At 43.5% G+C, this 24,425-nt stretch carries 27 protein-coding genes and 2 tRNA genes; 27 read left to right on the forward strand and 2 right to left on the reverse strand.

Going from position 1 to position 24,425, the window contains the following annotated elements:
- Positions 1-11 precede the first annotated feature (11 nt).
- The 16 genes from gtfA to rsmA all read left to right on the forward strand — a co-directional run bounded on the left by gtfA (position 12) and on the right by rsmA (position 13,210).
- A complete protein-coding gene (gene gtfA, locus SM123_RS01705; protein ID WP_134974401.1) occupies positions 12-1,526 on the forward strand; it encodes an accessory Sec system glycosyltransferase GtfA in 1,515 nt (504 codons plus the stop codon).
- Positions 1,510-2,865, forward strand: coding sequence for an accessory Sec system glycosylation chaperone GtfB (gtfB, locus tag SM123_RS01710; RefSeq protein WP_320909684.1), 1,356 nt, complete (start codon positions 1,510-1,512; stop codon positions 2,863-2,865). The genes gtfA and gtfB overlap by 17 nt, the downstream gene beginning before the upstream one ends.
- The gene (gene asp4 / locus SM123_RS01715; RefSeq protein WP_003003066.1) at positions 2,858-3,049 is read left to right on the forward strand and encodes an accessory Sec system protein Asp4; all 192 of its coding nucleotides are present in this window, start codon (positions 2,858-2,860) and stop codon (positions 3,047-3,049) included. Before gtfB ends, asp4 begins: the two co-directional genes overlap by 8 nt.
- A 1-nt stretch (position 3,050) precedes the next feature.
- Positions 3,051-3,275, forward strand: a complete 225-nt coding sequence (gene asp5 / locus SM123_RS01720) for an accessory Sec system protein Asp5 (protein ID WP_003003038.1) — start codon at positions 3,051-3,053, stop codon at positions 3,273-3,275.
- A 394-nt stretch (positions 3,276-3,669) separates the two neighbouring features.
- Entirely contained in the window at positions 3,670-4,563 is an 894-nt protein-coding gene (locus SM123_RS01725) for a TDT family transporter (RefSeq protein WP_320909685.1), read from the forward strand.
- 85 nt (positions 4,564-4,648) lie between these two features.
- The gene (locus SM123_RS01730; RefSeq protein WP_070586735.1) at positions 4,649-5,326 is read left to right on the forward strand and encodes a CPBP family intramembrane glutamic endopeptidase; all 678 of its coding nucleotides are present in this window, start codon (positions 4,649-4,651) and stop codon (positions 5,324-5,326) included.
- A gap of 78 nt (positions 5,327-5,404) precedes the next feature.
- A complete protein-coding gene (gene rnpA, locus SM123_RS01735) occupies positions 5,405-5,746 on the forward strand; it encodes a ribonuclease P protein component (protein WP_003002960.1) in 342 nt (113 codons plus the stop codon).
- Position 5,747: 1 nt separating this feature from the next.
- Positions 5,748-6,563 carry a YidC/Oxa1 family membrane protein insertase gene (locus tag SM123_RS01740; RefSeq protein ID WP_003015944.1) on the forward strand — a complete coding sequence of 272 codons (816 nt, stop codon included), beginning with the start codon at positions 5,748-5,750 and terminating at the stop codon, positions 6,561-6,563.
- A 15-nt stretch (positions 6,564-6,578) separates the two neighbouring features.
- Entirely contained in the window at positions 6,579-7,526 is a 948-nt protein-coding gene (jag, locus tag SM123_RS01745; RefSeq protein WP_118396391.1) for an RNA-binding cell elongation regulator Jag/EloR, read from the forward strand.
- 75 nt (positions 7,527-7,601) lie between these two features.
- The gene (locus tag SM123_RS01750) at positions 7,602-8,231 is read left to right on the forward strand and encodes an HI_0552 family protein (protein WP_320909686.1); all 630 of its coding nucleotides are present in this window, start codon (positions 7,602-7,604) and stop codon (positions 8,229-8,231) included.
- Between the two features lie 147 nt (positions 8,232-8,378).
- Entirely contained in the window at positions 8,379-8,513 is a 135-nt protein-coding gene (gene rpmH, locus SM123_RS01755) for a 50S ribosomal protein L34 (RefSeq protein WP_003003086.1), read from the forward strand.
- A gap of 125 nt (positions 8,514-8,638) precedes the next feature.
- Positions 8,639-9,409, forward strand: coding sequence for a TatD family hydrolase (locus tag SM123_RS01760; protein WP_049471812.1), 771 nt, complete (start codon positions 8,639-8,641; stop codon positions 9,407-9,409).
- On the forward strand, positions 9,381-9,971 hold the full coding sequence (rnmV, locus tag SM123_RS01765) for a ribonuclease M5 (protein WP_320909687.1): 591 nt from the start codon (positions 9,381-9,383) through the stop codon (positions 9,969-9,971). Before SM123_RS01760 ends, rnmV begins: the two co-directional genes overlap by 29 nt.
- Positions 9,972-10,103: 132 nt before the next feature.
- The gene (locus SM123_RS01770) at positions 10,104-11,513 is read left to right on the forward strand and encodes an SseB family protein (RefSeq protein WP_320909688.1); all 1,410 of its coding nucleotides are present in this window, start codon (positions 10,104-10,106) and stop codon (positions 11,511-11,513) included.
- Positions 11,514-11,601: 88 nt separating this feature from the next.
- Positions 11,602-12,315 carry a hypothetical protein gene (locus tag SM123_RS01775; RefSeq protein ID WP_049471809.1) on the forward strand — a complete coding sequence of 238 codons (714 nt, stop codon included), beginning with the start codon at positions 11,602-11,604 and terminating at the stop codon, positions 12,313-12,315.
- 19 nt (positions 12,316-12,334) lie between these two features.
- Positions 12,335-13,210, forward strand: a complete 876-nt coding sequence (gene rsmA / locus SM123_RS01780; RefSeq protein ID WP_320909689.1) for a 16S rRNA (adenine(1518)-N(6)/adenine(1519)-N(6))-dimethyltransferase RsmA — start codon at positions 12,335-12,337, stop codon at positions 13,208-13,210.
- A 44-nt stretch (positions 13,211-13,254) separates the two neighbouring features.
- On the opposite strand, the gene SM123_RS01785 is transcribed toward rsmA, so the two are convergent.
- Positions 13,255-13,344: transfer RNA gene (locus SM123_RS01785), tRNA-Ser, on the reverse strand.
- 4 nt (positions 13,345-13,348) lie between these two features.
- Positions 13,349-13,431: transfer RNA gene (locus SM123_RS01790), tRNA-Leu, on the reverse strand.
- 248 nt (positions 13,432-13,679) lie between these two features.
- On the opposite strand from SM123_RS01790, the gene rsgA reads away from it, so the two are divergent.
- The 11 genes from rsgA to gap all read left to right on the forward strand — a co-directional run bounded on the left by rsgA (position 13,680) and on the right by gap (position 24,377).
- Entirely contained in the window at positions 13,680-14,558 is an 879-nt protein-coding gene (gene rsgA / locus SM123_RS01795; RefSeq protein ID WP_070590178.1) for a ribosome small subunit-dependent GTPase A, read from the forward strand.
- 14 nt (positions 14,559-14,572) lie between these two features.
- Complete coding sequence (rpe, locus tag SM123_RS01800) at positions 14,573-15,232, forward strand: ribulose-phosphate 3-epimerase (RefSeq protein ID WP_320909690.1); 660 nt, start codon at positions 14,573-14,575, stop codon at positions 15,230-15,232.
- Positions 15,225-15,857 carry a thiamine diphosphokinase gene (locus SM123_RS01805; RefSeq protein WP_320909691.1) on the forward strand — a complete coding sequence of 211 codons (633 nt, stop codon included), beginning with the start codon at positions 15,225-15,227 and terminating at the stop codon, positions 15,855-15,857. The genes rpe and SM123_RS01805 overlap by 8 nt, the downstream gene beginning before the upstream one ends.
- Before the next feature lies 1 nt (position 15,858).
- Positions 15,859-17,109: a DNA recombination protein RmuC gene (locus tag SM123_RS01810; protein WP_320909692.1), complete on the forward strand. Its 1,251-nt coding sequence runs from the start codon at positions 15,859-15,861 to the stop codon at positions 17,107-17,109.
- Positions 17,096-18,040, forward strand: coding sequence for a 3'-5' exoribonuclease YhaM family protein (locus SM123_RS01815; protein ID WP_150906852.1), 945 nt, complete (start codon positions 17,096-17,098; stop codon positions 18,038-18,040). Before SM123_RS01810 ends, SM123_RS01815 begins: the two co-directional genes overlap by 14 nt.
- Positions 18,041-18,175: 135 nt before the next feature.
- Positions 18,176-18,991: a pur operon repressor gene (gene purR / locus SM123_RS01820; protein WP_037599408.1), complete on the forward strand. Its 816-nt coding sequence runs from the start codon at positions 18,176-18,178 to the stop codon at positions 18,989-18,991.
- Between the two features lie 23 nt (positions 18,992-19,014).
- On the forward strand, positions 19,015-19,593 hold the full coding sequence (locus SM123_RS01825; protein ID WP_320909693.1) for a hypothetical protein: 579 nt from the start codon (positions 19,015-19,017) through the stop codon (positions 19,591-19,593).
- A 205-nt stretch (positions 19,594-19,798) separates the two neighbouring features.
- Entirely contained in the window at positions 19,799-20,212 is a 414-nt protein-coding gene (gene rpsL, locus SM123_RS01830; protein WP_003003125.1) for a 30S ribosomal protein S12, read from the forward strand.
- A 19-nt stretch (positions 20,213-20,231) separates the two neighbouring features.
- Positions 20,232-20,702, forward strand: a complete 471-nt coding sequence (rpsG, locus tag SM123_RS01835; protein WP_003003105.1) for a 30S ribosomal protein S7 — start codon at positions 20,232-20,234, stop codon at positions 20,700-20,702.
- A gap of 303 nt (positions 20,703-21,005) precedes the next feature.
- Positions 21,006-23,087 carry an elongation factor G gene (fusA, locus tag SM123_RS01840; protein ID WP_003003071.1) on the forward strand — a complete coding sequence of 694 codons (2,082 nt, stop codon included), beginning with the start codon at positions 21,006-21,008 and terminating at the stop codon, positions 23,085-23,087.
- A 279-nt stretch (positions 23,088-23,366) separates the two neighbouring features.
- Positions 23,367-24,377 (forward strand): type I glyceraldehyde-3-phosphate dehydrogenase, encoded by a 1,011-nt coding sequence (gene gap, locus SM123_RS01845; protein ID WP_320909694.1) that lies wholly within the window; start codon positions 23,367-23,369, stop codon positions 24,375-24,377.
- Positions 24,378-24,425: the final 48 nt, after the last annotated feature.

The following is a 24,425-nucleotide window of genomic DNA, read 5'->3' on the forward strand; positions in this document are numbered from 1 at the left end:
AAGAGGACATTATGACAGTATACAATATCAACCTTGGAATCGGTTGGGCCAGCAGTGGTGTTGAGTATGCCCAGGCCTACCGTGCCCAGTTGTTACGCAATATCCATCAACCAGCCAAGTTTGTCTTTATGGATATGATTCTAGCCGATAATATCCAACATTTAACAGAAAATATCGGTTTTAAAAATGATGAAATCATCTGGCTCTATAGCCATTTTACAGATATAAAAATTGCGCCAACGACCTATACCATTGATCAGGTCTTAGCAGGATTTGCCGGAAAACCGACTCGTGAAGAAGTCGATGGTAAGATCAAGCGCTTCTTTTATGAGGACCAGGACAACTTTTTGACCTGCTACCTGCGCGCAGAAAACAGTCCCTATGTTGAACGTTGCGAGTACGTGTCTAGAGGAATTTTGGTGAGAAAGGATTATTTCTCCTATACCCGCTATTGTACTGAGTACTTTATTCCCAAAAACAATCAAGCCAACTTGATTGAGCGCCGTTTTTACAATGAAGACGGGACGGTTGCCTACAGCATGCAGATGGCAGATGGCCGCGAAATTTATCGTTTCCCAGATCGCTACCTAGTTGGTCGCCAAGAATTGATCCGCTACTTCATGCAAACTCTTCAATTGACCAAACAAGATCTGGTGATTTTGGATCGGGAAACTAATATCGGGCAGCCTATCTTTGAAGAAGCGCAAAAAGCCCGTCTGGGTGTGGTCGTTCACGCCGAGCACTTCAGTGCCAATAATGTTGATGATCAGTATATCCTGTGGAACAACTACTACGAGTACCAATTTACCAATGCAGACAAGGTAGACTTCTTTATTGTCGCGACTGATCGCCAAAAAGAAATCTTGGCTGAGCAGTTTGCTAAATACACCAACCATCAGCCGGCCATCTATACCATTCCGGTTGGGAGTCTTGCAAGCTTGCCACAAAACGAAAATCGCACCCCATTTTCTATGATTACTGCCTCACGTTTGGCGACAGAAAAGCATATTGACTGGTTGGTGCGAGCAGTGGTTCGCGCCAAAAAAGAATTGCCAGAACTGTCTTTTGACATCTATGGAAAAGGTGGAGAAGAAGGCAAGCTGCGTTCTCTGATTGATGAATTGGGAGCGGCAGACTATATCCATCTCAAAGGACATGCCAATCTGGAAGAAATTTATAAGAACTATGAAGTTTACCTGTCCGCGTCGACCAGCGAAGGCTTTGGGTTGACCTTGATGGAGGCGATTGGTTCTGGACTTCCGATCATCGGTTTTGATGTTCCTTATGGCAACCAAACCTTTGTCACAGAAGGTAAAAATGGCTATCTCATTCCGCCTTCAGCAGATCAAGTGGTCGACCAGATTGCTTCTGCCTTTGCGGAGAAAATCATCCAGCTATACAAAAAGGATGATCTAGCCAGCATGCGTCAAGCATCTTATGCGCGTGCAGAAGACTTTTTGACCAGCCGAGTAGAAGAAGCTTGGGCACAATTGATAGAAGAGGTGACACATGCTGAACGTATTTGATAGTTATTCTCGTGAAAGCCAAGACTTGCTCCACTCTATGAAAGAGTCTGGCTTTGACCACCCGACCGTTGTTTTGGAGCCAAATGGTTTCTTACCAGACGGTGTCGAGTCTCCATTTATCTATTTCTTAGGACAAGCAAAAGGAGAGAAGCGGGGACGCTACTTTAATGAAGTTCCAGTTCCTGATTTCTGGGAAGTTTCTGGGGATAATAGTTCGGGAAAAGTGACCTACTATGGTCAAGAAAAGGCTCGAATTGTGTACCACGCTGCTTCCTACAAACGCATCGTCGAGCGCTTAGAGTGGTTAGATGACAAGGGACAAGTGGTCATGATTGAGCACTACGACCAATACGGTCGTAAGATTGCCGTAACGACTTGTGGCGATCAGGGACAGTATTTGGTGACTACTTATTTTGAAGGGGATACCGAGCGCTTGACAGAAAATCACCAAACAGGGGATTTGATCTTGACCTTGGACCATCAACCCATGCGAATTTTCAAGAATCGCTTAGATTACTTTGTCTTTTATCTAGAGTATCGTGGTTTTGATCTAGATGGTTTGGTCTACAATACGCTGGCTACCTCCTTTAGCATTAGTCTCCAGCTGGGCAATAAAGGCATCAAAGGACGCGACGTCCTGGTGTGGCAAGAGCCTCTTCACGACAGCCTTCCGGGCAACATGCAGTTGATTCTAAAGAGCCCAGAAATCCGGACCAAGAAGATCTTGATTCCGCAAAACGCGACCTATCATCGTGCTTTGCAGTTGACCTCGCAAGATCAGCATAGCTATTTTGGTCCCCTTGGCTACCTGTATGATTTCAAGGTGAAAGACGATATCCGTAAAGACGCCTTTGTCTTGACCAATTCGGATCAGATCGAAGCCTTGACCTACCTAGTAGAGAACTTGCCAAATGTGACCTTCCGTGTAGCAGCTTTGACGGAGATGTCTGCGAGCCTCTTGTCTATGGTCCGCTACCCAAATGTGGTCTTGTACCAAAATATCAGTCAAGAGCGGATCAAAGAGTTGCTTAAGGTCTCTAGTATTTATCTGGATATCAACCACTATGCAGAGGTACAAGGCATTGTTCGCAAGGCCTTCGAACACCAGCAAGTCATCCTTACCTTTAGCCATACCCTGCATGACCGCCACTTCCTCGCACAAGCCAATATCTTTGATCAAGGAAAAGAAGCAGATGTGGTGGCCCGTATCCAGGAAATCTACCAATCTGTGGATAACTACAGAGAAGCCGTCGCACAACAAATTGCCCAATCAAGTAGCGTTGAGCCAGCTGTTTTCAAAGCTCGCTTGCAAGAAGGGATAGGTGGACACAGTGAGTGATCGTAAGAAAGATTTATTTTACAAAGAAGTAGAAGGACGGATGGAGTCTCTCAAACGCCGTCCTGCCGAAAAAGAAAAGACGACACGTTCTGAAAAGATCAATGTTACTTTTAATGTGATCATTGGTTTGGTGATTCTGCTGGGAGTTATTTTTACCCTCTTCAGAGTGTTAGGAGGATCCTAAGATGGAAATGGTATTTGCAATCGGGATCTCGATCTTATCCCTCGCTCTTGTGGTTCTGATCACCCTGCAGCCTCGCCAACAACAATCGCTTTCAACAGATGCGACCAGTAACCTAGGAAAACCAAGTTACTGGCGGTCCCACCGTGGACTCAAGCTAGCGACCCTTGTTGTTAGTATTGTCTTTCTCGTATCCTTATTTCTTTATATGATGGTCGTACAGGCCTAATTTCTAATAGAATGGATAAAAAGAAGTTGGTATTCTCCAACTTCTTTCAAATTGTAGATAGAGTCATCTTAGAAACTTTCCTTAGGTGAGTACGGACGTCAGCGAACTTCGAGGAAGTTCCATGACTAATTATTGAGCCTAAGGTCTCAATAATCCCGAGTGCCTGAAACATAATTATTTCAGGCACTTATCTCACGGCGGAAAGTTTCAGTAGATGTCTAAGTGAGCCTAATAGTTGATATCTTTTTAATTTTTTAAGTATCATTTAGGATGTATTATGTAAGAAACAGGTGTATTACATTCTAAAAGAAGTTGGTAAACCAACTTCTTTTTTTGATGATGTTCCCTTTGATTTTATGGTATACTGAAAGCGATAAAATGATTGGAGCTTCCGATGAAAAAGATTCCCTTAGTATTTTCAGGTTGTCTGTTAGGACTAGTTGGCGCTGGAAACCTTCTTGCAGACTCTCTGCCTGTTCTTGCCCATGCCTTTAGTCTGACAGGTTTGTTCTTCTGGTTTTTCTTTTTAGTCTATCATGCGATTCGCTGGCAAGAAACCAAGATAGAACTCCAACAGCCATCCCTGTTATCTGGGCTGGCGACCTTTCCCATGGCAGGGATGATTCTATCCACCTATCTTTTTCGCCTCTTTCCCGCCTTTGGAAGTCTATCTCAGTTGGTTTGGTGGTCAGCCTTTCTCTTGGATCTTTGCTTGATTCTTTATTTTACCAAGACCCATGTCATGGTGCGTCCAAGAGCCAATGCCACTCCGAGTTGGACCGTTCTCTATGTGGGCATTGCAGTAGCAGCCTTGACCTACCCTGTTGTAGGAATCAGGGAGATTGCTTATCTCGCTTTAGTGATTGGTTTTGGTTTGACCTTTCTTCTCTACCCAGTCATTTATTTTGATGGGAAAAAGCAGCCCTTACCCAGTCATCTGTTGGGGCAAGAAGGTATCTATTGCGCTCCATTTTCCCTTCTTTTAGCAGCTCTGATTCGTGTCGGTGGAGCAAGCCTTCCTACCTGGTTCTTACTGATCATGGTGGTGGCCTCGCAAGGTTTTTATTTCTTTGTTTTGACGCGCCTGCCAAGAATGGTCAAAGAAGGTTTTCAACCTGCTTTTTCAGCTCTTACCTTTCCAACGGTCATTACAGCGACCTCTTTAAAAATGGCCCAAGGCTTGTTGCAACTACCTTTCTTGACAGCTCTTGTATGGATGGAAACTTTTCTTTGTCTCTTGATTCTAGTCGCTGTCTTAGGTGGTTATGTGGCCTATCTCAGAGAGTAGGAAGTCATCCTTTTTCATTGAAACCTTGTCACGATTATGGTAAGATGCACTATACGATTTGTCATACTTTATAGGAAAGGTATCTATGAAATTCATCAAAGGAAAGCTCTCACTGCTTTATCCCCTCTTTCTGCTCTTGTTTTATTTTTATGTTCGGCCTCAATTTCGCCCCTTGGCCCAGTATGTCTCCAATAGTGTAGCAAGCGCCAATAGCTATTATTGGACCTTATTTGGCCTAGAAGGCCTCTATGCAGTCTTTACAGGATTTTTGGTCTATCGTTTTTCTAAAAAAGCGCAGTTTAAGCTGGGGAAGAATCCTCTTCAAGCCCTGATAGAAGCCGTTTTTGCGGCCTGTTTAGTTTACTGGTTGGACTACTTCATCAGTGGTTTTGTTCAAGGACGAGCAGCCGTTTTGAGTTTGTTTCCACGGGAAATTAGCCCCACAGGGGTACTTATCCTAGTGATCGCAATGGTTATCATCCGGCCAGTGACAGAAGAGCTGATCTTTCGTGGAGCCTTGGTGAATGCCTACTTTAAAGACTGGAAACTCTATGCTGAGATTTGGCTTCCAGCCCTCATCTACAGTGGCTTACATTTTCTCCACAATCCTTTTTCGCTAGGAGCTTCTATTATCTATCTCCTGCCGAGTGTGATTTTTGGGATCCTGTATTATCGGAGTAAGACGCTCCTTTCTCCTATTTTGGCTCATATCTTGCTCAATCTCTACTACACCTTGCCTTTACTTTTATCTGTATTTAAGTAGCAACCGATTTCCTGAGTGAGATTGGTTTTTTTTGAAAATATGGTATAATAGAATAAATTTAATAGAGGGAGTTGAGGTTTGAAAAAAAGCTACCGCGTCAAACGTGACAAAGATTTTAATGCTATTTTTAAAAGTGGTCAAAATGTTGCCAATCGGAAATTCGTTGTTTACCGCTTGCGCAAGGACCAACCGCATTTTCGAGTCGGCCTGTCTGTTAGTAAGAAACTGGGAAATGCTGTGACTAGAAATCGTATCAAACGTTTGATTCGCCATGTTTTGATCAAACACCAAGCCTTCCTTACGACCGATGATTTTGTTGTCATTGCTCGTAAAGGAGTGGAGGAGCTCGACTTTCATCAAGTAGAGAAAAATCTTGTACATGTCTTAAAATTAGCGCATGTCTACCAAGAAAGGGAATAATGTGAAAAAGAAACTGAAGTTAACTGGATTATTAGGAGCGGCCTTATTGGTCTTGACAGCTTGTGGAACCTCTCAAGTGACAGCTCAGTCGACAGGTGGTTGGGAACGTTTCGTCTACTTCTTTGCAGAAGCCATCCGCTTCTTGTCCTTTGGCGGAAGTATCGGTGTAGGGATTATCGTCTTTACCATTGTCATACGGACGGTCCTCTTGCCTCTCTTCCAATATCAAATGAATTCAACCCGCAAAATGCAGGAAATTCAACCTCTCCTCAAGGAATTGCAAGCTAAGTATCCTGGGAAGGATCTTGATAGTCGGACCAAGCTTTCTGAAGAGATGCGGGCCCTTTACAAGGAAAAAGGCGTCAAAACGTCTTCAGCCTTCCTTCCTCTCTTGATCCAGATGCCGGTCTTGATGGCCTTGTTCCAAGCGTTGAGCCGTGTCGAATTCCTTAAAGTCGGTCACTTCCTCTGGTTGGACCTTGGCGCGATCGACCCGACTTATATCTTGCCGGTTCTTGCCGCACTCTTCACATTTTTCAGCAGTTGGTTGACCAATAAAGCCATGCCAGAGCGCAATGGTAGTGCGACAACCATGATGTATGTGATGCCTGTGATGATCTTCTTCTTTGCCTTGTTCTCAGCCAGCGGGGTCGCACTATACTGGGTGACTTCCAATGCTTACCAAGTCGGGCAAACCTATCTTTTGAACAACCCCTTCAAGATTATCGCAGAGCGTGAAGCAAAAGAACAAGCTTCGCGCGACATGGAAAAACAAAAACGCCGTGCCCTAAACAAAGCACAGAAAAAGAAAAAATAAGAAAGAGGTGGACATATGGTCCTATATACTGGAGCAACTGTTGAAGAAGCGATTCAAAAAGGTCTGAACGATTTAGATATTCCTCGTATGAAGGCACATATTACGGTTGTAGCGCGTGAAAAGAAAGGTTTTCTTGGCTTGTTTGGGAAAAAACCAGCCCAAGTAGAGATTGAGCCCATTGCAGAAACAACTGTTGTAAAAGCCAATCAAAAAGCTGTCAAAGGTGTCCCAGATGAGATCAATGCACAAAACGAACCGGTTAAGACGGTGAGCGAAGCAACGGTTGATCTCGGACGCGTCGTTGCAGCGATCAAAAAGGTCGAAGAAGAAGGAGAAGTTGTCTCTGAAGAAATCAAGACCGAAATCCTGAAACATGACAAAGAAGCAGATACCGTTCTTGAAGAAAAAGGGCATGAACATATCCTTGAAAAAGTCAAAGAACCAGCGGCAAAAGAATCAAGCGAGTCTGATTTCTCAAACCTTGGTATCGAGGTAGAGGAAAACTACAACATCGAAGAAGTCGTAGCTGATGTGACAGCCTATGTTCAAACAGTGGTCGATGAAATGGATGTGGATGCGACTATCTCAAGCAGTCACAACCGCCGTACGGTCAATATGCAAATTGATACCAATGAGCCAGGACGTGTCATTGGTTACCACGGAAAAGTCTTGAAGGCTCTTCAACTTTTGGCGCAAAATTACCTCTATAACCGCTACTCAAAGAATTTTTACATTACCATTAATGTTAATGACTATGTAGAACACCGGGCAGAAGTTCTTCAAAGCTATGCTCAGAAGTTGGCAACACGTGCCCTCGAAGATGGGCAAGCCCAACAGACAGATCCGATGTCAAACAGTGAACGCAAAATCATTCACCGGATCGTCTCTAAGATGGAAGGAGTCACTAGCTACTCTGAAGGGGAAGAACCAAACCGTTATGTAGTTGTCGACATTGAAGGATAATCTAGCTATTATTTCCCATAAGGGAGAGACGGGATTGAGCCGATCTCTCCTTTTTTAGGTTTAGAAAGGAAGCAAATGGCATTTGCAGCGATTCGAGAGTTTTTAAAGCTTCAAGGAATTCACTACCAGGCCCCAGCAAAGGCTGGGGTGCTAGCCCCAGAGATGGAGCAGTATCGTGCCCTAGCTCAAGCAGCTCGTAAGGAATTCACCGATTTAGTCTCAGCCTTTCAGCAGCGTCACCCTTACTTGGAGCAGGATCGGACTAGCCAATGGATGAACCAGGCCCAGGTCTTGCGGCCTCATTTTTGGGCCTATCTAAAAGGAGAAGGGACGATGGCAGAGCCCATGTTTGCCTTGAGGCTTTATGGGGATGCAGCTGATTTTGGAGTTTCCTTAGAGGTGAGCTTTATCGAGCGAAAAAAAGATGAGGAGAGCCTTCAAAAACAACAAATGGTTCTCACCATACCCATCACTCAGCCAGTTTATTATTTCGCCCAGAAAAATGGAGAGAGTCAAAGGGTAGAAGGAACAGAAAAGAATCGCCATGATCTGTTGCAAGGAGTAGCAGAAGGGACGGTTCGTAAGGTCCTCGTCAAATACGATGTTTCTCTAGTTGAGGAGAGTTCCCTAGAGAATATCCTGGATCAGTTGCAAGAGGCGCTGGTGGCTCTGGAACCCTATTACTTGGCAACCCGTCAGGTGTAGAAAGGTGTTCTCCGACCTGTATTTGCAACAATTTTGCCATAGCTATTGACAAATAGAGTCGAATCCGATAGAATAGTAAGGTATGTTTAGTAACTGATCACAACTAGCCGGCTAAACGAATACAAAATCTATGAGGAGGTATTCATCGTGAAACGTACTTATCAACCAAGTAAACTTCGTCGTGCGCGCAAACATGGTTTCCGTCACCGTATGGCAACTAAAAATGGTCGTCGCGTATTGGCAGCTCGTCGTCGTAAAGGACGCAAAGTTTTGGCTGCCTAATTCAGATAAAAACCTAAAAACCAGTAGAAACTCGAGACTACTGGTTTTTGTTTTGTCCGAAAGTGAATTTAGAGGCGCTTTCTGCTATAATAGAAAGAAGAAAAACTCGGAAGAAAAGGAAGATCATGCAGATTTTTGATACCCACACCCATCTCAATGTGGAAGAATTCGCAGGAAAAGAACAAGAAGAGCTCGACTTGGCCAAGGAAATGGGTGTTGTAGCCCACAATATCGTTGGTTTTGACAAACCGACGATTGAGCGTGCCATGGAGTTGGCAGACCAGCATCCAGAACTCTATCTCACGCTTGGTTGGCACCCCACTGAGGCAGGCGATTATACTCCTGAAGTGGAGGCCTATTTACTTGAACAGCTAAAACATCCCAAAGTTGTCGCACTCGGAGAAATCGGTCTGGATTACCACTGGATGACGGCACCAAAAGATGTCCAAGAAAAGGTTTTTCGTCGTCAGATTCAATTGTCTAAGGACTTGGACCTCCCCTTTGTGGTGCATACACGCGATGCTTTAGAAGATACTTATGGCATCATCAAGAGTGAAGGAGTTGGTCCTCGCGGTGGGATCATGCATTCTTTCTCAGGAAGTTTAGAAGAAGCGAAACGCTTCATGGATTTGGGAATGATGATTTCCTTTTCTGGAGTGGTGACCTTTAAGAAAGCCACAGATGTCCAAGAAGCGGCAGCTGGCCTTCCGTTAGACAAGATCTTGGTTGAAACAGATGCCCCTTACCTGGCACCAGTTCCCAAACGTGGTCGAGAAAATAAAACAGCCTACACTCGTTATGTGGTAGATTTTATTGCAGAACTACGTGGCTTAACAACAGAAGAAGTGGCTCAGGCAACCTATGACAATGCAAGAAAGGTATTTGGCCTTGACTGAGAAAAGAAAAATACCGGAAGTGATTATCGTGGAGGGCAAGGATGACACAGCCAATCTCCGTCGTTTTTATGAGGTGGATACCTATGAAACGCGAGGCTCTGCGATCGATCAAGATGACTTGGAACGAATTGCTACCTTGCAAGAGTTGCGTAGGGTCATTGTCTTTACCGATCCAGACTATAATGGCGAGCGCATTCGCAAGATCATTATGCAAGAGGTGCCCCAAGCCAAACATGCCTTTTTAAATCGTGGTGAAGCAGTCCCCAAATCCAAGACCAAGGGGCGTTCTCTTGGAGTGGAGCATGCGAACTTTGAAGATTTAGAAAAAGCCCTAGCTGGACTGGTCGGGTCTTACGAAGATGAAAATTTCTTTGATATCACAAAGACCGACTTGATGCGGCTTGGACTGTTGATGGGAAGCGATAGTCGCAAACGGCGGGAATATCTAGGAGAAGCCTTGCGCATCGGCTACTGCAATGGCAAGCAATTACTCAAACGCTTGGAGTTGTTTGGAATTAGTTTGGCTGAGGTTGAAGCTACCATGAAAAGTTATGAGAATTGAGAAACTCCCCCAAAAGCAAGGGGAAGATGACGCAATAGAAGTAAGTATATACGGTTTAATCAGGCTTGGTTGCAAGCATTAGAAAAGTGACTCCATAGGATTTGTTATGAGTGTAGATAATGAGGATAATTTATGGGAATCTTCGATTTTTTAAAAAAGACAGAAACAACTGAAGCAACAAACAAAACAGTAGAGTCAATTGACAAAACATGCTTGGGAGTTCTAGAACTATTTCCGATAAAGGAGACGAATGAGTTATTGATTATTGGGAGCTTAGAGGGCGGACTCAAGGTTGGGGATTGTCTGCAATTTTGCAATCCCGATCAAGGTATGGACGCTCTTGGTTCTGTAGTCGTGAAAAAACTCATTAATCAAAATAAGGATGTAGATGTTCTCACGGATGAATCTCTAGCTCATTTGGTCATCGATATGGAAACTTCCTTGGTTAATCTTAAAAAGGGAAGTGTTCTCTATAGTTATGGTGTCGATGAGGAACAACGGCTATCAAGCTATACAGATGCTCTTTATAACGCGTTTGTAATTGTCCAAAAAGGTCAAATGTCCAATGAAGACTATCAAGCCGCTAGTCTTGATGATAGCATAGAAATATTGCGCCTCTTTTTATGGGAGTGCCGTCAAAATCAGAAAACTGGAAGTGAAGAAAGCTATCAAGCTAACACTCGAAAGCTAGAACGCCTAGCAGAAATCGTCAAGGACAAGTTGTTAGCAGCAGATTCGATTTACGCGGTCTTTTCAGAAAAAACGGGGGAAGCGTATCTTTTCTCAACGACCTATGATAAAGGTGAAGAGGGCTATCTCTGTTCAGACCCGATGATCATGCTATATACGCCGCGTTGGTATCACCAATTTAAGGAAACCATTGATCGTCGACCAAATTCAGTTGTGAAACTGATTGAAAATACAGCAGATAAAAAAGGAATTGAGAATTTTCTTGGGACAGCCTTTTACTTAAATGGAGCTTTGGGAGCAGCCTTTAATACCAAGGAAGTCAGCATTAGTGCTTCTGTTTTGGTTCAGAAACCAGATTTTTCGAACCTACCAGAGATACAAGTTCCTGTTATGAATCCTGATATTGTAAGATGGATGCTGTTGATGGGGCAGATGGATAAGCCTACAACAGATGACGAAGAAGTAATATATAAGCTCTATTATAAATTCTTCTCAGCAGCCATGCCAAAAGCCAAACTCCTCATTCCTTTAAATGCTACTTCGGGATTCCCCGATAAGAGTCAGGGAGCCAACTCCTTTGTATTGAAAGAAGACGCTAAGTTCAGCATCCCAGTCAGAGAAGGAAAAGATGGGCGCAATTCTGTGCCAGTATTTACTGATTGGAAACGTCTGCGAATGGTCTTTGATGAAAAGTGGAATGGCATGATTGAAGAAGCTGGTGGCATGATTGAAGGCTTTGACTATGCCATAAATCCAACGGAGTATTATGAAGCGGGTGCCTATGTTAGCCTAACAGCTTTTAAGGAAATGCAAAAGTTTAGTGAGGAACTAGAAGGCAGAGATAAAGATTAGAGAGTTTCTTTCATTGGGAAACTATATAGTTTTATCTACATCTTACCTGAACCACTACCCTTTTTCAAAGATTTTGAAAGGAAATGGAATGGCGAATAGAAGTTATATTTACTTAAAAAACGGAGATGAAGCTCGTATCTTAACAGAGGGAATTTACACGATACCTTATTTTTGGCAATTGTTTTGGGATGAAGAAGATTTAAAAGCTCCTATTGCTCTCTGGGAAACAGCAGAAGAACTTGAAGAAGATGAAGAACAAGCAGAAAGATTTTACCAAGAGCAGAATGTAGATATCTTGCTTCCTATTGAAAAATTCCAGCAAAACGCCCTCCAAAATCGGTCTTTTTTAGAAGAAAATGCTTCTCAGACCTTACAATTATATGATGCCTTTGTTCGTTATATTCTTGCAAACGTAAAAGATGGTGATGTGCTCGGATTTGATGTCTTAGATGTTGTTTTTATGGACCAAGTGTCTGTTGTTTCTGATAAACTGTTAAAAAATATACGAGCTATTCGGGAAAATCAACCCAAAGATTTAGATTTTTCTTTGACAGAAAAGAACTTAATTGGTCTTGCTATGGGCTTTCCTGATTATTATGCTTCAGAATTATTGCCAGAAGACAATATTCTAGATTCGGTTGCCTATCAGGATGAACTGAAGAAAATGAACCCCCAAGAAGATAAGAAAGCGATCGATATGACTGGAGCCGATTCACAAGGGAACAAGTCTCGTGTTCTTTTAGTGTTTTGGATTTTGTTGGCACTAGGAATTATGTGGGTTTTATATATTGTTTTTAGCTAATAAATAGAAAAGAGAATACATGAGAATTGCAGATTATAGCGTGACCAAGGCAGTGCTGGAGCGTCACGGATTTACCTTTAAAAAATCCTTCGGTCAAAACTTTTTGACCGATACCAACATCCTTCAAAAAATTGTGGATACGGCAGAGATCGATAAGCAGGTCAATGTCATCGAAATCGGTCCTGGAATTGGAGCTTTGACTGAGTTCTTGGCGGAAAATGCGGCAGAAGTCATGGCCTTTGAGATCGATGACCGCCTGGTTCCCATTTTGGCGGATACCTTACGGGATTTTGACAATGTCACGGTTGTCAACCAAGACATCCTCAAGGTAGACCTCAACCAGTACATCGCAGAGTTTAAAAATCCAGACCTTCCGATCAAGGTGGTGGCTAACCTTCCGTATTACATCACAACTCCTATCCTCATGCACTTGATCGAATCCAAGATTCCTTTCCAAGAATTTGTGGTCATGATGCAAAAAGAGGTGGCAGACCGCATCTCGGCTGAGCCCAACACCAAGGCTTATGGTTCTTTATCCATTGCAGTCCAATACTATATGACTGCCAAGGTAGCCTTTATCGTGCCTCGCACCGTCTTTGTGCCAGCACCAAACGTCGACTCTGCCATTTTGAAGATGGTCCGTCGCGAAGAACCAGCAGTAGCAGTCAAGGATGAAGATTTCTTCTTCTCTGTCAGCAAGGCTAGCTTTGTCCACCGACGCAAAACGCTTTGGAACAACTTGACCAGTCGCTTTGGCAAGACCGAAGAAATCAAAGCCAAGCTGGAAGCAGGAATCCAAGCTGCAGGCCTGCAACCTTCTGTACGAGGAGAAGCTCTCAGCTTAGAAGACTTCGCCCGCCTAGCAGATAGCCTTCTAGAAGTAGGAATAAAATAACAGAAAAGACATGAGCTTCGTAGCTCATGTCTTGTTTTTGTAGAAGGAAAGGACGGGATTTGAACCCGCGCGTGAATAAAAATCCACTTGCCGGATTTCGAGTCCGGTGCCGTACCGAGCTGGGCCACCTTTCCAAGATGCGGAGAAAGGGATTTGAACCCTCACGCCCGAAGGGGCACATGCGCCTGAAGCATGCGTGTCTGCCGTTCCACCACCTCCGCATAGTTCTATTATACACTTTTTAGGAAAAATGCCAAGGAAAAAAAGGAAGGTGCCCTTTCCCGAATTCTGCTAAAAGACAAGTCATAACGGATACTCCGTCTTCTGTTTCTATCCATTTAAAAAACGAACCTATTCGTTTCTAAAAGCGTCCGGAGAGGTTCACTTTTCGTTTTTTCTTATCAAGCAAACCAGCCTTATTTCTCATTTTTTGGTATAATAGATAGTATTAATCTCAAAGGAGTGCGATTTGCAAGGAACAATCGTCAAGGCCTTGGCTGGCTTTTACTACGTGGAGTCAGATGGTCACATTTACCAGACACGGGCTCGTGGAAATTTTAGAAAAAAAGGACAGACTCCTTATGTGGGGGATCAGGTGGAGTTCTCTGCTGAAGAGAATTCAGAAGGCTACATTTTGAGCATTGCGCCTCGAAAAAATAGCCTCGTGCGCCCTCCTATTGTCAATATTGATCAGGCGGTAGTGATCATGTCAGCTAAGGAACCGGATTTCAATGCCAATCTTTTAGACCGTTTTCTGGTTCTTTTGGAGCATAAGGGGATTCATCCCATTGTCTATATTTCAAAACTGGACTTATTAGAAGATATGGAAGACATCCACTACTACCAAGGAATCTACCAGGCTATTGGCTATGATTTTGTCTTGTCGATTGAGGAACTCTTGCCCCTTTTGACCAATCAAACCACGGTCTTTATGGGACAGACCGGTGTAGGAAAATCGACCTTGCTCAATAAAATCGCTCCGGATCTGGAGCTTGAAACGGGTGAGATTTCAGATAGTCTGGGGCGCGGTCGACACACGACCCGAGCTGTCAGCTTTTACCATTTAAATGGAGGAAAGATCGCAGATACGCCTGGCTTCTCCTCTCTCGATTATGAAGTGACAACCAGTGAAGACTTAAATCAAGCCTTCCCAGAGATCGCCGATGTGAGCCACTCTTGTAAATTTCGTACCTGTACCCACACGCATGAGCCCGCTTGTGCGGTGAAACCAGCCGTTGAAAGAGAGGAAATTGCATCTTTCCGTTATGAGGATTACTTGCAATTTCTAAGTGAGATTGAAAACCGTCGCGAAACCTATAAAAAAGTTTCGAAAAAAATGCCAAAATAGGAGACACTACAACGATGAAAACAATGAAATTAGCCCCCTCAATTTTGAGTGCCGATTATGCCAATTTTGAAAGTGAATTGAAACGCTTAGAAGCAGCAGGAGCTGACTATGCCCATATCGATGTCATGGATGGCCATTTTGTGCCTAATATCAGCTTTGGAGCTGGTGTCGTAGAGAGCATGCGTCCACATAGCAAGTTGGTCTTTGATTGCCACTTGATGGTCACCAATCCCGAACACCATATCGAAGAATTTGCCCGTGCAGGAGCAGATATCATCAGCATCCACGTAGAAGCGACTCCCCATATTCACGGAGCTCTTCAAAAAATTCGTCAAGCGGGTGTGAAGGCGAGTGTTGTGATCAATCCAGGAACTCCTGTAGACAGTATCAAACATGTCTTGAACTTGGTGGATCAAGTCTTGGTTATGACTGTTAATCCAGGATTCGGTGGCCAAGCCTTCTTGCCGGAAACCATGGACAAGGTGCGCGAATTAGCCGCTCTTCGTGAAGAAAAAGGTTTCGACTTTGATATCGAAGTGGATGGTGGAATTGATGGCCAAACTATTTCCCAAGCCAAAGAAGCTGGGGCCAATGTCTTTGTAGCAGGCTCTTATGTCTTTAATGGAGATGTTAATGAGCGCGTTCAAACGCTCCGAGATGCAGTAAATGGGTAACATCGCAATACTGGCGGGAGGTGACAGCACGCTCTTGCCAAAAGATCATGACGCTTATGTAGGCGTTGATGGTGGCTGTTTGAAGCTACTGGAACAAGGTCTGCCTTTAGATATAGCTGTGGGGGATTTCGATTCCGTCTCTGAGACCGATTTGCGCAAGATCCAAACCCAAGCCAAGCAAGTTGTTCAATCCGTCCCTGAAAAGAACGATACGGATTTGGAATTGGCCTTGAAAGCAGCCTTTGAGGCCTATCCAGAGGCTGCGGTCACTGTTTACGGTGCCTTTGGTGGTCGCTTGGATCACTTTTTGTCCAATATCTTTTTGCCGACCGATCCAGACCTAGCTCCCTACATGGAGCAGATCCAATTAGTCGATGGTCAAAATCGCTTGATCTACAGACCAGCAGGTTGCCATGAGATTCAGCCAGATCCAGCCATGTCTTATGTTGGTTTTACGCCTGTCGGACAAGGCCACCTAGAGATCACAGGAGCCAAGTATCCGCTCCATCAGGAGAATTATTTTTTGAAGGCCATGTATGGCTCCAATGAATTTTTGGATCAACCGATTCAAGTGAGTCTTGATCGTGGCTATCTTGTCATTGTTTATAGTAAAGACAGAGGTTAATATGAATATCATTCTGCTTCTGATTGGCCTGCTCAATCTGGGCCTCCTCATCTATCTCTTGCAACGGTCAGATGACACCAGACCGGCTTTACGAGAGATGCTGGAAGACCACGAGGATCATTTGACAGACCAGTTGGACTATCGTTTTGAAAAAGAAAGACAAGCAAGCCAGATTGCCAATCAGCAGTTAGAGATCGCCCTGACAGATCGCTTAACCGAGATGAGAGTGGAGATCCACCAGCAGACGACGGCTCTGCGCGCTGATATGAATGAGCATTTTACTAAAAATCGGGACAAAACAGATGAGCGCATGCGCCAGATCCAAGAGTCCAATGAAGTGCGGCTAGAACAGATGCGCCAAACGGTAGAAGAAAAATTGGAGAAAACCTTGCAGCACCGCTTGCAGACCTCCTTTGAGACGGTTTCAAAACAATTGGAGTCGGTCAACAAAGGGTTGGGAGAAATGCAGACAGTGGCGCGGGATGTCGGAACTCTTAATAAAGTTCTCTCCAATACTAAGACGCGTGGGATTATGGGCGAATTGCAGCTGGGTCAAATCATTGAAGATATCTTGACCCCAGCCCAGTATGAGCGGGAGTTTGTCACCGTTCCCCAATCTAGTGAGCGCGTGGAGTATGCTATTAAGCTTCCAGGACAAGGAGAGGAGCCAGTCTATCTGCCGATTGACTCTAAATTCCCACTGGAAGACTACTATCGTCTGGAAGAAGCTTATGAATCAGGAGAGAAAGAGGAGATCGAGCGTTACCGCAAGGCCCTTCTTGCTAGTATCAAGCGTTTTGCTAAGGATATCCAACAAAAATACCTCTTTCCACCAGCGACGACGAATTTCGGAATTCTCTTTTTGCCAACTGAAGGCCTCTATTCCGAAGTGGTTCGCAATCCAGAATTCTTCGATCGCTTGCGTCGGGACGAACAAATTTTAGTGGCTGGTCCAAGTACGCTATCAGCCCTCTTGAACTCCTTGTCTGTTGGCTTTAAAACGCTCAACATCCAAAAGAGTGCAGATGACATTAGCAAGGTGTTGGGATCGGTCAAATCAGAATTCCATAAGTTTGGAGGGATTCTGGCCAAGACTCAGCGCCATTTAAAGAATGCTTCCAATAATATTGATGATTTGCTAACCAGACGGACCAGTGCCATCGAGCGGACACTCCGCCAAATCGAAAGCGATGAGGACTTGCTGGGACTAGATGTATATATAGAAGATGGAGAAGATGATGGTCAAAATTAACCAAATGAAAAAAGATGAATTGTTCGAAGGATTCTATTTGATCAAGTCAGCAGAAGTGCGTCAAACGCGGGCCGGGAAAAACTACCTCGCCTTTGTCTTCCAGGATGAGACCGGTACAATCGAAGGTAAACTATGGGATGCCCAACCTCACAATGTAGAGAGCTTTACAGCTGGGCGCGTGGTCCATATGGCTGGTCGTCGGGAGGTCTACAATAATACTCCGCAAGTTAATCAATTGAATATGCGCTTGCCACAAGCAGGAGAGCCCAACAATCCAGCAGACTTCAAGGAAAAACCACCAGTAGATCCCAAGGAATTGCATGAATACCTGTCAAACATGATTTTCAAAATTGAAAATCCAGTTTGGCAACGGATTGTCCGTGCCCTCTATGGGAAATATGAGAAAGAGTTTTATAGCTATCCAGCTGCTAAAACCAACCATCATGCCTTTGAAGCAGGTCTCGCTTATCATACAGCGACCATGGTCCGCTTGGCAGATAGTATCGGCGATATCTATCCTCAGTTGAATAAGAGCTTGCTCTTTGCAGGGATTATGTTACACGATTTGGCCAAAGTGATTGAGTTGACGGGACCTGAAAATACAGAATACACTGTTCGAGGCAACCTCATCGGCCACATTGCACTGATCGATGAAGAAATCACCAAGGTCTTGCAAGACTTGAAGATTGATGATCAAAAAGAAGAAGTGATCGTCCTTCGCCATGTGATCTTGAGTCACCATGGCTTGCTGGAATACGGTAGTCCCGTTCGTCCAAAAATCATGGAAGCAGAGATTATTCATATGATCGATAATTTGGATGCGGAAATGATGATGATGACAACAGCACTTGGCTTAATTGGTCCTGGCGAGATGACCAATAAAATCTTCGCTATGGAAAATCGTTCCTTCTATAAACCGAATCTCGACTAGTAAAAACAGAGATAAATACGGGAATGATTCTGCCAAAAATAAAATAATCAGGAAAAAACGGCCTTCTGTAAATCAGAATGTTCGTTTTTTTCGCTTCTTATGGTATAATGATAGAAAAAACTACATGGTGAGAAAATGAAATTAAGAAGAAGTGAACGGATGGTCGTAATTTCTAATTACTTGATCAACCATCCCTATGAATTGACTAGCCTCAATACGTTTGCGGAAAAGTATGAGTCTGCCAAGTCTTCCATCTCAGAAGATATCGTGATTATTAAGCGGGCTTTTGAAGAGATGGAAATCGGAAATATTGAGACCATTACAGGAGCTGGTGGAGGCGTGATCTTTACACCGTCTATCTCAGATCAAGAATCCAAAGAAATCGTTGAGGATCTTTGCAAGCAACTGTCTGAAAGTGATCGTATCCTTCCTGGTGGCTACATTTACTTGTCTGATCTTTTGAGCAATCCGAAGATTTTGAATCGGATCGGACGCATCATTGCCAAAGCCTTCCGAGATAAGAAGATTGATGCTGTCATGACCGTAGCGACCAAGGGAGTTCCACTAGCCAATGCAGTAGCTAATGTCTTGAATGTTCCATTCGTCATTGTCCGTCGTGATTTGAAAATCACAGAAGGGTCAACCGTTAGTGTCAACTATGTTTCAGGCTCAAGTGGGGATCGCATTGAGAAAATGTTCCTTTCAAAACGGAGCCTAAAAGCAGGAAGCCGGGTCTTGATTGTCGATGACTTCCTTAAAGGTGGCGGAACGATTAACGGGATGGTCAGCCTCTTGTCTGAATTTGATTCTGAATTAGCAGGGGTAGCTGTCTTTGCGGATAATGCTGCAACCGACCGTGAATTCTTTGAACACAAATCCTTATTGCGCGTTACCAACATCGATGTAAAAGAAAATAAATTGAGTGTCGAAGTTGGGAATATCTTTGATTAAGAGCAGCAAAGGAGGATCAAAAAGTGAAAAGAATTTTAGATCGATTTGATAATAGCCCTTTGTGGATTCGCTTGGTGACAGTTCTGTCTCTATCCTTTATATTGGTAGCTGGTTTGTATACCGTTAAAAAGAATACGGCTGCCCAGGTAACGACAGAAATTCAACCTGCTAAAAAAACAGGTTCCCTTCCAGTGAAAAAGGAAACAAAGGAAGAAAAAGAAAAGAAGGAAGAAAAGAAAAATACAGAAGCTGCTGAAAAAGCAGTCGTTCAAATGGAAACAACCCCAAGTCAAGATTCTGTGAACGCTGCCCAAGCTGCTGTGAAGAAAGTCAAAGATGCGACTCAAAAGCAATCGCTTGAGGCCCGTATCCAATACATCGCTAACTATTATGGACTGACCTATGAGAGCGACACAGCGGCAACACAGCAGACTCAAACAGACGCTAATGCCAACACGAACGCGAACGCAAATACTAATGCCAATGCCAATGCCAATGCTGGAGTAGCTGGAGCCAATGCGACAGTTCAACCACAACAGCAACAGCAGTATGCTCCGGCTGCAGATGCAGGGGCAGAAGAACCTGCTGAAGCTGGACAATAATGAACTTTTTCGACTTCTTTAAAAAATAAAAAAACATCTTGCAATCAAAGTGCCGTCATGTTATAATAATAGACGGTACTTTTTACTTTTGGTCTCTCAAGAGTGTACAGGGACGTGCTGACAAATGTTGCAAAAGTACACACAGATGGTAGCTGTCACCAAGTGTACCATCACCAAAAATAAAAAATTTCACAGGAGAATGTAGATGCCTACAATTAACCAATTGGTTCGCAAACCGCGTAAATCAAAAGTAGAAAAATCTAAATCACCAGCTTTGAACGTTGGTTACAACAGTCATAAAAAAGTTCAAACAAACGTTTCTTCACCACAAAAACGTGGTGTTGCAACTCGTGTTGGAACAATGACACCTAAAAAACCTAACTCTGCCCTTCGTAAATTTGCCCGTGTACGTTTGAGCAACTTGATCGAAGTAACTGCTTATATCCCAGGTATCGGACACAACTTGCAAGAACACAGCGTGGTTCTTCTTCGTGGTGGACGTGTAAAAGACCTTCCAGGGGTACGTTACCATATCGTCCGTGGAGCACTTGATACTGCAGGTGTAAACGATCGTAAACAAGGCCGTTCTAAATACGGTACTAAAAAACCAAAAGCATAAGGAAAGGGGATAAAGAAAAATGAGTCGTAAAAACCGTGCGCCTAAACGCGATGTATTGCCAGATCCGCTTTACAATTCACAATTAGTTACTCGTCTTATCAACCGCGTTATGCTTGATGGTAAACGTGGTACAGCTGCTTCAATCGTTTATGGAGCTTTCGAACAAATTAAAGAAGCTACTGGAAACGATGCTCTTGAAGTATTCGAAACAGCTATGGAAAACATCATGCCTGTACTTGAAGTACGTGCTCGCCGTGTCGGTGGTTCTAACTACCAAGTCCCAGTTGAAGTTCGTCCAGAACGTCGTACAACCCTTGGACTTCGTTGGTTGGTAACAATCGCTCGTCAACGTGGTGAACACACAATGGTTGATCGTCTTGCAAAAGAAATCTTGGATGCAGCGAACAACACTGGTGCAGCTGTTAAGAAACGTGAAGATACTCACCGTATGGCTGAAGCTAACCGTGCATTCGCACACTTCCGCTGGTAAGATCATGATGCTAGGAACGGTAAGGATGCAAAGTGAAAATAGGAAACTGACGCAGTATTCGATGAATACAAGGAAGTTTATCTTTTTCACACAGCATCCCGTTCCGGCTCAAATCGGCTAACTAACTTTAGCCCGAGTTCAATTAAGCTTCGTCAGCTCTTGAACCCAATTCAACTCTTCTTACAAGTTGGAACCAAAACTTAGCATGAAAACACTGAGAACGGGTAGGTCCTGCCTATCCGTTTTTATTAAATCATGTTATAATAGAATATAGAAATAAAAAATATAGGAGAAACAAACCTCATGGCACGCGAATTTTCACTTGAAAAAACTCGTAATATCGGTATCATGGCTCACGTCGATGCTGGTAAAACAACTACAACTGAGCGTATCCTTTACTACACTGGTAAGATTCACAAAATCGGTGAAACTCACGAAGGTGCGTCACAAATGGACTGGATGGAGCAAGAACAAGAACGTGGTATCACTATCACATCTGCCGCTACAACAGCTCAATGGAAAGACACTCGTGTAAACATCATCGACACACCAGGACACGTGGACTTCACTATCGAAGTTCAACGTTCACTCCGCGTTTTGGACGGTGCTGTAACCGTTCTTGACTCACAATCAGGTGTTGAGCCTCAAACTGAAACAGTTTGGCGTCAAGCAACTGAATACGGAGTTCCACGTATCGTATTCGCTAACAAGATGGATAAAATCGGTGCTGACTTCCTTTACTCAGTAAGCACACTTCATGACCGTCTTCAAGCAAACGCTCACCCAATTCAATTGCCAATCGGTGCTGAAGATGACTTCCGCGGAATCATTGACTTGATTAAGATGAAAGCTGAAATCTATACTAACGACCTTGGTACAGATATCCTTGAAGAAGATATTCCAGCTGAATACCTTGAACAAGCTCAAGAATACCGTGAAAAATTGGTTGAAGCAGTTGCTGAAACTGATGAAGACTTGATGATGAAATACCTTGAAGGGGAAGAAATCACTAACGAAGAATTGAAAGCTGGTATCCGTAAAGCTACAATCAACGTTGAGTTCTACCCAGTACTTTGTGGTTCTGCCTTCAAGAACAAAGGGGTTCAATTGATGTTGGATGCGGTCCTTGACTACCTTCCAAGCCCACTTGATATCCCTGCAATCAAGGGTGTAAACCCAGATACAGACGAAGAAGAAGAACGTCCAGCATCTGATGAAGAGCCATTTGCAGCTCTTGCCTTCAAGATCATGACTGACCCATTCGTAGGTCGTTTGACATTCTTCCGTGTTTACTCAGGTGTCTTGAACTCAGGTTCATATGTATTGAACACTTCTAAAGGTAAACGTGAACGTATCGGACGTATCCTTCAAATGCATGCCAACACTCGTAAAGAAATCGAAACAGTTTACTCTGGGGATATCGCTGCTGCCGTTGGTTTGAAAGATACTACAACTGGTGACTCATTGACAGATGAAAAAGCAAAAATCATCCTTGAATCAATCGAAGTTCCAGAACCAGTTATCCAATTGATGGTTGAGCCTAAATCTAAAGCAGACCAAGACAAGATGGGTATCGCCCTTCAAAAATTGGCTGAAGAAGATCCAACATTCCGCGTTGAAACAAACCCTGAAACTGGTGAAACAGTTATCTCTGGTATGGGTGAGTTGCACTTGGATGTCCTTGTTGACCGTATGAAACGTGAATTCAAGGTTGAAGCTAACGTTGGTGCTCCTCAAGTATCTTACCGTGAAACATTCCGCGCTTCTACACAAGCACGTGGATTCTTCAAACGTCAATCTGGTGGTAAAGGTCAGTTTGGTGATGTTTGGATCGAATTTACTCCAAACGAAGAAGGTAAAGGATTCGAGTTCGAAAATGCTATCGTCGGTGGTGTGGTTCCACGTGAATTCATCCCTGCAGTAGAAAAAGGACTTCAAGAATCTATGGCAAACGGTGTTCTTGCTGGTTACCCAATGGTTGACGTGAAAGCTAAGCTTTACGATGGTTCATACCACGATGTCGACTCATCTGAAACTGCCTTCAAGATCGCTGCATCTCTTGCGCTTAAAGAAGCTGCTAAGACTGCACAACCAGCTATCCTTGAACCAATGATGCTTGTAACCATCACAGTTCCTGAAGAAAACCTTGGGGATGTTATGGGTCACGTAACTGCTCGTCGTGGACGTGTAGATGGTATGGAAGCACACGGTGCAAGCCAAATCGTTCGTGCTTATGTACCACTTGCTGAAATGTTCGGTTACGCTACTGTCCTTCGTTCTGCAACTCAAGGACGTGGTACTTTCATGATGGTATTTGACCACTACGAAGATGTACCAAAATCAGTACAAGAAGAAATCATTAAAAAAGCTAAAGGTGAAGCTTAATTTACCAATGCTTAAAAACTCTTCCCACTTTGGGAAGAGTTTTTCTTTGTTCCAAAAGTGAGTACAAGTAAAATAGCGCTTTTCCTATCGATCAAGACTTTGTGAAAAACTTTAATAAAAGAGGTGGTGATCTATGATAAATCTTGCTTTTCGTTGGGAAATAGTTGCTTTTTAATGCAATAAAGTATATAATAGAGACTGTTAAAAGATGTTTGGCGCTGTGTCAAGTTACTCTTTTCACAAAAAATTTTTTTGATTTTCATAAGGAGGAAATCACGAATGGTAGTTAAAGTTGGTATTAACGGTTTCGGTCGTATCGGACGTCTTGCTTTCCGTCGTATCCAAAACGTAGAAGGTGTTGAAGTTACACGCATCAACGACCTTACAGATCCAGTTATGCTTGCACACTTGTTGAAATACGATACAACTCAAGGTCGTTTCGACGGTACTGTGGAAGTTAAAGAAGGTGGATTCGAAGTTAACGGTAAATTCGTTAAAGTTTCCGCTGAACGTGATCCAGAACAAATCGACTGGGCTAACGACGGTGTAGAAATCGTTCTTGAAGCAACTGGTTTCTTTGCTACTAAAGCAGCTGCTGAAAAACACTTGCATGCTGGTGGTGCTAAGAAAGTTGTTATCACTGCTCCTGGTGGATCAGATGTTAAAACAGTCGTATTTAACACTAACCACGATATTCTTGATGGTACTGAAACAGTTATCTCAGTTGCTTCATGTACTACAAACTGCTTGGCTCCAATGGCTAAAGCTCTTCAAGATAACTTCGGTGTTGTTGAAGGATTGATGACTACTATCCACGCTTACACTGGTGACCAAATGATCCTTGACGGTCCACACCGTAAAGGTGACCTTCGTCGTGCACGCGCTGGTGCTGCTAACATCGTTCCTAACTCAACTGGTGCTGCTAAAGCAATCGGTTTGGTTATCCCTGAATTGAACGGTAAATTGGACGGAGCTGCACAACGTGTTCCTGTTCCAACTGGATCAGTTACTGAATTGGTAGTTGTTCTTGACAAGAACGTTACTGTTGATGAAGTGAACGCAGCTATGAAAGCAGCTTCAAACGAATCATACGGTTACACTGAAGATCCAATCGTTTCTTCAGACGTTGTAGGTATGTCTTACGGATCATTGTTTGACGCAACTCAAACTAAAGTTATTGACGTTGACGGTAAACAATTGGTTAAAGTTGTTTCATGGTATGACAACGAAATGTCTTACACTGCACAACTTGTTCGTACTCTTGAATACTTCGCAAAAATTGCTAAATAATTCATGCGTATGATGAGAGGAGGGAAACCTCCTCTTTTTTTGTACTTT

Source organism: Streptococcus sp. S5 (assembly GCF_034134805.1).
Classification (GTDB): Bacteria; Bacillota; Bacilli; order Lactobacillales; family Streptococcaceae; genus Streptococcus; species Streptococcus lingualis.